The sequence below is a fragment of the Kitasatospora sp. NPDC127060 genome, from assembly GCF_042724935.1.
Lineage (GTDB): Bacteria > Actinomycetota > Actinomycetes > Streptomycetales > Streptomycetaceae > Kitasatospora.
Genome location: NZ_JBHXEG010000046.1, coordinates 60,961 through 67,866 on the forward strand (window position 1 = coordinate 60,961; position 6,906 = coordinate 67,866).

A 6,906-nucleotide genomic window follows, 5' to 3' on the forward strand; every position below is an offset into this window, starting at 1 on the left:
GGACGCCCGTGAGAGGGCGCCCGCCGGGCTACCGGCCGGAGTGCTCCCCGGGAGCGGCGCTGCCCGCGGTGGTGCGTTCCATCGCGGCCATGAAGCGTCGGTGCTCGGCGAGCGAGGCGGGGTCCCCGGTGGCCTTCGGGGCCCGCTGGGCCCAACCCGCCCAGGCGGCGGCGACCAGGACGGCGACAACCGGAATGATCAACCAGGCGAGCGCACCCATATCAGTACTCCCAGCTCGTCGTGTCTATGAGCAGATTAACCACTCCGGCGGACAACGCGGCCGGCGCCATCCGGGTTACGGGACGGCCGATCGGCTCACTTCCAGGGAGTATCCGGCGCCTCCGGCCGGACCCGTTCGGGTGAGGCCTCGGCGCGCCTGTCCCGGAAGACGTGTTCCGTGTGCGGCCGGTTCCGCGATGCCGGGGGGCGGGAGCACGGATCGGATCAGCAGCCGCCAGCGCCGACCCACTCCTCCTCGCCGTCGGCGAAGACCTGGTGCTTCCAGATCGGCACCTCGTGCTTGAGGTCGTCGATGAGTCGACGGGCCGCCGCGAAGGCCTCCCCGCGGTGGGCGCAGGAGACGGCCACGATCACGGCCTTGTCGGTGATCTCCAGCCGACCCACCCGGTGCACCGCGGCGAGCGCCCGGACCGGAAAGTCCGCGACGACCTTCTCGGCGATCCGGCGCATCTCCTCCTCGGCGGAGGGGTGGCAGCTGTACTCCAGCGCGGAGACCGACTTGCCGCCGTCGTGGTCCCGGACCGTCCCGACGAAGACGGTGGTACCGCCGGCCGCGTCGTCGCCGACCGCCTCGTACACCTCGTCCAGCGAGAGCGGGGTGTCGCGGATGGCGAGCAGGCGGATGGGGTCGTGGTTCTCGGACATGACCCCATGATGGCTCATCCGGGGCCGACCGGGGCAAGGGGCTTCCGCATCACGATTCCGAAATTTCGCATCGTGAGAATCTTGTCGTCGCCCCGCCCGGCCCGCCAGGCCCGCCCAGACCTCCCCCAGCCCTCCCGGCCTACCCGAACCTCCCGTCCGCTCCCGCCTCAGAAACGGCGCCGCTTGCGGGCCCGGCGCACCAGCGCCGCCGTACCGACCAGCGCCACCGTCGCCCCGGCCGCCCCCAGACTGGTCGCGGCCTCCTTGCCGCCCAGCCGGCGCCCCGCCACCGCGTGCTTGCCGGACACCTGCGCCAGCAGCTCGGCCAGCACCTGCTCGTTGGTGAACTCCGGCCGCCAGCCCGCCTCGTGCAGCCGGCTGCCGGACACCACCCACGGATACATCGTGTACGCCAGGTCCCCCGCCGGGGCCGGGGTCAGACCCAGCCGGTGCAGCCGGGCCGCCGTCCCCAGCGCCAGCGCGGCCGGCAGCTCCATCCGCCGGATCCCCGACAGCCGCTCCACGTCCTCCTGCTCCAGCCAGCCGTCGCAGCCGACCGTCACCTCGCCCTCGACCAGGCCCAGCGCCGCGTACTCCAGCGCCGCCGCCAGGTCGTCCACGTGGCAGAACTGCCAGCACGGGCGGGAGCCGGCCACCACCAGCAGCCGGGGTGCCTCGAAGTGCCGGGTCAGCACGGTGTCCACCCCGGGGCCCACCACCACCGCCGGGCGCAGCACCGTCACCTGCAGGCCCGGGTGGGCCCGCGGCGCCCGCCGGGCCAGCCGCTCGATCTCCAGCAGGTCCCCGACCAGCGAGGCCTCCTCGGTCGCCCGCAGCTCCGAGTCCTCGGCCAGCGGCACCTCGTTGTCGGCCAGCGCGCCGTAGACCATCGCGGAGGTGCACAGCACCACCCGGTGCACCCCGGCGGCCGCCGCCGCGGTCAGCACCGTCTGGGCGCCGCGCACGTTGTAGGCGCTGCGGGCCCGCGGATCGGACTCCATGCCGAAGTCCATCGCCAGGTGCACCACGACGTCCACCCCGGCCAGCCGCTCGGCCACCGCGGGGTCCCGCACGTCCAGCACCCGCCACTGCACGCCGGGGACCTCGCCGCGCCGGTCGTCCACCGCCAGCACTCTGCGCACGTGCGGCGAGGCCACCAGCCGGGCGGCGACCCGCTCGCCCAGCACACCCGCGGCACCGGTCACCGCCACGGTCAGCGGCCGCCCGCCGTAGGCTGGAGGCGGCGACGCCGTGGCGTCCGGATCGTCCTCTCCAGCGGTCAGCCCAGAGCGAACGTCCGAGGGCGGGGAACTCACCGGCCATCCTCCACGGTTAGCTTATGTGCGTACGGACGTGTGTCACGTACGTCCATCCTGCCCGAGGCGAAGGCCCGGCGGTGCACCCGGCGCGGGCCTTGCGCCCGGGAGCCGCCCACGAGTCCCCCGCTCCACCGGAGCCCCGGGCGGACCGCACTTCCCGCCACACCCGTATGACGGCCTACCGGATCGAGGACCCCGTGAGCGACCTTCCCTTCGGATTCGGCGTTCCTCCCGAGGAGCCCGAGGACGGCAAGGCCAAGCCCGACGACGCGCAGCACAAGAAGGACCAGGGCCAGGAGGGCGCCGGCGGCCCCCAGCCGTTCGGCTTCGGAGCCGGAAACCCCTTCGGCGCGATGTTCGGCATGCCCGGCGCCCCGGGCGGCCCCGGCGGCCCCGGCGGCCCCGGCGCCGACAACCCCTTCGCCGCGATGTTCGGTGGTCTCAACCCCGGTGACCTCGGCGCGGCCTTCCAGCAGCTCGGGCAGATGCTCTCCTTTGAAGGCGGCCCGGTGAACTGGGACCTCGCCCTCAACATCGCCCGGCAGACCGTCGTCGCCGAACCCGCCGAGGGCAAGAGCAAGGACCGCTCGGTCGGCGCCGTCGAGCGCGCCGCCGTCGAGGAGGCCGTGCGCCTGGCCGACCTCTGGCTCGACGGCGTCACCGAGTTCCCCTCCGGCGCCGGCACCGCCGTCGCCTGGAGCCGCGCCGAGTGGATCGAGGCCACCCTCCCGGTCTGGAAGGACCTCGTCGACCCGGTCGCCGAGCGCGTCGGCACTGCCATGGGCGGCGTCCTGCCCGAGGAGATGCAGGCCATGGCCGGCCCGCTGATGGGCATGATGCGCTCCATGGGCGGCGCCATGTTCGGCACCCAGATCGGCCAGGCGCTCGGCGCCCTGGCCGGCGAGGTGGTCGGCTCCACCGACGTCGGCCTGCCGCTCGCCCCGGCCGGCAAGGCAGCCCTGCTGCCGCAGAACGTCGCCGAGTTCGGCGAGGGCCTGAACGTGCCCGCCGAGGAGGTCCGGCTCTACCTCGCCCTGCGCGAAGCCGCCCACCAGCGGCTCTTCGCCCACGTGCCGTGGCTGCGGGCCCACCTGCTGGGCGCCGTCGAGGCCTACGCGCGCGGCATCAAGGTCGACACCTCCCGCATGGAGGAACTCGTCGGCCAGCTCGACCCGAGCAACCCGGAGGCACTCCAGGAAGCACTGGCCGGCGGCCTGCTCCAGCCCGAGGACACCCCTGAGCAGAAGGCCGCGCTCGCCCGCCTGGAGACCGCCCTCGCCCTGGTCGAGGGCTGGGTCGACGCGGTCGTGCACGCCGCCGCCGAACCCCACCTGCCGCAGGCCGGCGCCCTGCGCGAGACCGTCCGCCGCCGCCGCGCGGCCGGCGGGCCCGCCGAGCAGACCTTCGCCACCCTGGTCGGCCTGGAGCTGCGCCCGCGCCGCCTGCGCGACGCCGCCCGGCTGTGGGCGCTGCTCGCCGACGCCCGCGGCGTCGAGGGCCGCGACGCCCTCTGGGAGCACCCCGACATGCTGCCCACCGCCGCAGACCTTGACGACCCGGACGCCTTCGTTCACCGCGACAGCGGCGACCTGGAGGGCGGCTTCGACTTCGACGCCCTCGACAAGCTCCTCGGCGAGGCCGCGGCCGGCAAGCCCGACCTCACCAAGCCCGAGCAGCCCGGGACCGACGAGGACGGCACCGACGGAAAGGGCGAGCCCACCGCATGACGGCCACCGGCACGCACGCGCCCGCCCTGCACGCGGACGCCGTCCGCACCCTGACCGACTGGCGGCCCGCCGACCGGGACCAGGAACAGCTGCGGCTCGACTACCTCGCGCACCTCGCCGAGCAGCCCGAGGGCCTCTACCGGTCCTGCCTGCCCGCCCACATCACCGCGAGCGCGGCGGTCGTCGACCCGGCCGCCGGGCGGGTGCTGCTCACCCTGCACCCCAAGGTCGGCATGTGGCTGCAGATGGGCGGGCACTGCGAGCCCGGCGACGCCGACCTCGCCTCCGCCGCGCTGCGCGAGGCCGTCGAGGAGTCCGGCATCCCCGAGCTCACCCTGCTGCGGGACGGCGGCGCCGCCGTCCCCGCCAAGCTGGACCGGCACCTGGTCCGCTGCACCGGCAAGGACCGGCCGGAGAACACCCACCTGGACGTCCAGTACATCGCGCTCGCCCCGGCCGGGGCGCAGGCCATGATCAGCGAGGAGTCGCTGGACCTGCGCTGGTTCGACTACGACAGGCTGCCGGAACTGACCGACCACTCGGTTCGCGACCTGGTCGCCCGCGCGCGACGGCTGACCGCCTGACGGACTGAGGTGCGACGCGCCAAGGGGGCGCGGACCGATGCGGTCCGCGCCCCCTTTCGCCTGTCCGCCTGTTGCCCGTCCGCCTGTTGCCCGTCCGCCTGCCTCAGCCGCAGGACGCCGCCGGGTCCGGCCCCGGCGCACTGTGCCGGGCCCCCGGGATGTGCGGCAGCCGGGCCGCCGACACCACGCCCTCCAGATAGCCGCGGGCCCGCTCCGTCCGGGGGTAGGCCTCCAGCAGCGCCCAGAACGCCGCGCCGTGGTCCGGCACCAGCAGGTGCGCCAACTCGTGCAGCAGCACGTAGTCCAGCACGTACTCCGGCATGCCCTGCAGCCGGTGGGACAGCCGGATCGTCCCCTCGCTCGGGGTGCAGGAGCCCCAGCGCGAGTTCTGGTTGGTCACCCAGCGGACCTGCACCGGCTGGGCCCGTCCGTCCAGGTAGGCCGCCGACAGCTCCCGGGCCCGGGCCATCAGGGCGTCGTCCCCGAGGACCCGCCGGCGCTCCTGGGCCGCGAGCTTCTCCAGCATCTGCGCCACCCAGCGCTGCTCCTCGGCGTGCGACAACCGGGCCGGGATCAGCACGACGGTGCGGTCGCCCTCGCGGTAGGCGGAGACGGTGCGGCTGCGGCGGGCGCTGCGGCGCACCTCGACCCGGCTGCGGTCGTGCCCCTCGGGCGGCACCGCCCCGGCGGGCGGGTGCTGCGGCCTCGACTGCTGCTGCTCGTGCGACTTCTCGCGCTGCTTCTCGTCCGGGCGCCCACGTGTGCTCGGCGCCGCCGTCTGGGACCCGGACGCTGCACGGGCACGCCGACGCGACGCCGATGGATGGGAGTCCCGCTCGGCTGCCATGGCACACGACGTTACCCGGTACCGCTGACAGAAGTCCGGTGCCGTGGCCGAAATCTTTCATGGAGCGATCGGGAACGAAAGGCCGACGGAGGGTGTCCGGAAACCGACGCCCGGAAGGATGGGCAGTTATCCACAGGGCTTACGAACAGATGTTGTGATCATGCCCCCGGCCCTGTGGATAACTTTCCGCACGCCGTCGGCGCGATGGGGCATGCTGCGGTCAGCCGTCCGGAAACGATCGGAAGGGAGATCGTCGTGCGCCTCGCACTCAAGCCCGCCCTGTCCCGCAGCTGGCGGGACTCCGAGACCCTGCAGTTCGGCACCGTCACCCGGTACGCCGGGGTGCTCGGCAACGCCGACAAGACGCTCTGCGAGTTCCTCGACCTGCTCGACGGAACGCGCGACCGGCCCGAGCTGCTGACCGCCGGCGAACGGATCGGCCTCGGCCGCGAACCCGCCGACACCCTGCTGAGCGAACTGGAGGAAACCGGGCTGCTCGACGACGCGGAGGCGACCGACAAGGCGCTGTCCCGCTTCCCCCCGCCCCACCGGGACCTCCTCGGGCCCGACCTCGCCTCGCTGTCCCTGGTCCACTCCGGCCCGGGCGCCGCGCCGGCCGTCCTGGCCCGCCGATCCGAGGCCCGGATCGAGGTACGCGGCGCCGGCCGGGTCGGCGCCGCCGTCGCGGCGGTGCTCGCCGCCGGGGGCGCCGGCAGCGTCGCCGTAGCCGACAGCGGGCGGGTCCAGCCCGGCGACTGCTCCCCCGCAGGGCTACCGCCCTCGGACATCGGGCGGCTGCGCTCGACCGTCGCCCGGGAGGCCGTGCAACGGGCCGCCGGGCGCCCGCTGGTCCCGGTGCCACGGCGGAAGAGCGACGGCCCGCCACCCGACTTCGTGGTCCTCGCCCCGCGGGACGGCAGCGCCGCCTTCGCGGGCGGGACGTACGAGGCCCGCCTGCTGCTCCGGGCCGGGGTGCCGCATCTGTACGTGGGCGTGGTCGAGGAGTTCGGCATCATCGGGCCGCTGGTGATCCCGGGGAGATCAGCCTGCGGGCACTGCCTGGTGCTCCGGCGCGAGGACGAGGACGCCGACTGGCCGCGAGTCCTCGCCCAGCTGGCGGACAACGGCCCCGGCCGCGCCCGCACACCGGCCTGCGACACCGCCCTGGCGACGACCGTCGCCGGACTGGCGGCGCTGCACGTCCAGGTGTACCTGGACGGCGGCCGGCCGCCCAGCGTCGACGGCTGGTGCGAGATTTCCGCGGGCGACGGGATGCCCCGCCGTCTGCGGCTACGAGGCCACCCGGACTGCGGCTGCCTGTGGCAGCCGATGCCGCCGAGTTGAGGAGGAAGGAGGACCGGGAGAACGAACGCACGGGCCCGGACCCGGCGGCTGCCGGGCTCAGCAGCCGCCCCACCCGAGGCCCGAGTTGACGCGGGCGCAGCGCCCGGCCAGGTGAGCCCATGGCCAGGTGAGCCCATGGCCAGGTGAGCCCATGGCCAGGTGAGCCCATGGCCAGGTGAGCCCATGGCCAGGTGAGCCCA

General features: G+C 74.6%; 7 protein-coding genes. 3 read left to right on the top strand and 4 right to left on the bottom strand.

Translation table 11 applies throughout. The annotated features are described in order from the left end of the window. Nucleotides 1-28: 28 nt before the first annotated feature. The 3 genes from ACFWIS_RS24115 to ACFWIS_RS24125 all read right to left on the bottom strand — a co-directional run bounded on the left by ACFWIS_RS24115 (nt 29) and on the right by ACFWIS_RS24125 (nt 2,201). A complete protein-coding gene (locus ACFWIS_RS24115; protein ID WP_380523985.1) occupies nt 29-220 on the bottom strand; it encodes a hypothetical protein in 192 nt (63 codons plus the stop codon). A gap of 224 nt (nt 221-444) precedes the next feature. Then, nucleotides 445-885, bottom strand: coding sequence for a molybdenum cofactor biosynthesis protein MoaE (locus ACFWIS_RS24120; protein ID WP_380462705.1), 441 nt, complete (start codon nt 883-885; stop codon nt 445-447). A 167-nt stretch (nt 886-1,052) separates the two neighbouring features. Then, nucleotides 1,053-2,201 (bottom strand): NAD-dependent epimerase/dehydratase family protein, encoded by a 1,149-nt coding sequence (locus ACFWIS_RS24125; RefSeq protein ID WP_188303064.1) that lies wholly within the window; start codon nt 2,199-2,201, stop codon nt 1,053-1,055. A gap of 200 nt (nt 2,202-2,401) precedes the next feature. Here ACFWIS_RS24125 and ACFWIS_RS24130 point away from each other — a divergent pair, with 200 nt between their 5' ends. Continuing rightward, entirely contained in the window at nt 2,402-3,931 is a 1,530-nt protein-coding gene (locus tag ACFWIS_RS24130; RefSeq protein ID WP_380462703.1) for a zinc-dependent metalloprotease, read from the top strand. Continuing rightward, the gene (locus ACFWIS_RS24135) at nt 3,928-4,515 is read left to right on the top strand and encodes an NUDIX hydrolase (protein WP_380462701.1); all 588 of its coding nucleotides are present in this window, start codon (nt 3,928-3,930) and stop codon (nt 4,513-4,515) included. Before ACFWIS_RS24130 ends, ACFWIS_RS24135 begins: the two co-directional genes overlap by 4 nt. 103 nt (nt 4,516-4,618) lie before the next feature. Here ACFWIS_RS24135 and ACFWIS_RS24140 read toward each other — a convergent pair whose 3' ends face one another. Continuing rightward, complete coding sequence (locus tag ACFWIS_RS24140) at nt 4,619-5,362, bottom strand: M48 family metallopeptidase (protein WP_380462699.1); 744 nt, start codon at nt 5,360-5,362, stop codon at nt 4,619-4,621. 255 nt (nt 5,363-5,617) lie between these two features. Between ACFWIS_RS24140 and ACFWIS_RS24145 the strand changes: the two genes are divergently transcribed. Beyond that, nucleotides 5,618-6,706: a TOMM precursor leader peptide-binding protein gene (locus ACFWIS_RS24145; protein WP_380462697.1), complete on the top strand. Its 1,089-nt coding sequence runs from the start codon at nt 5,618-5,620 to the stop codon at nt 6,704-6,706. The last annotated feature ends 200 nt before the right edge of the window (nt 6,707-6,906 follow it).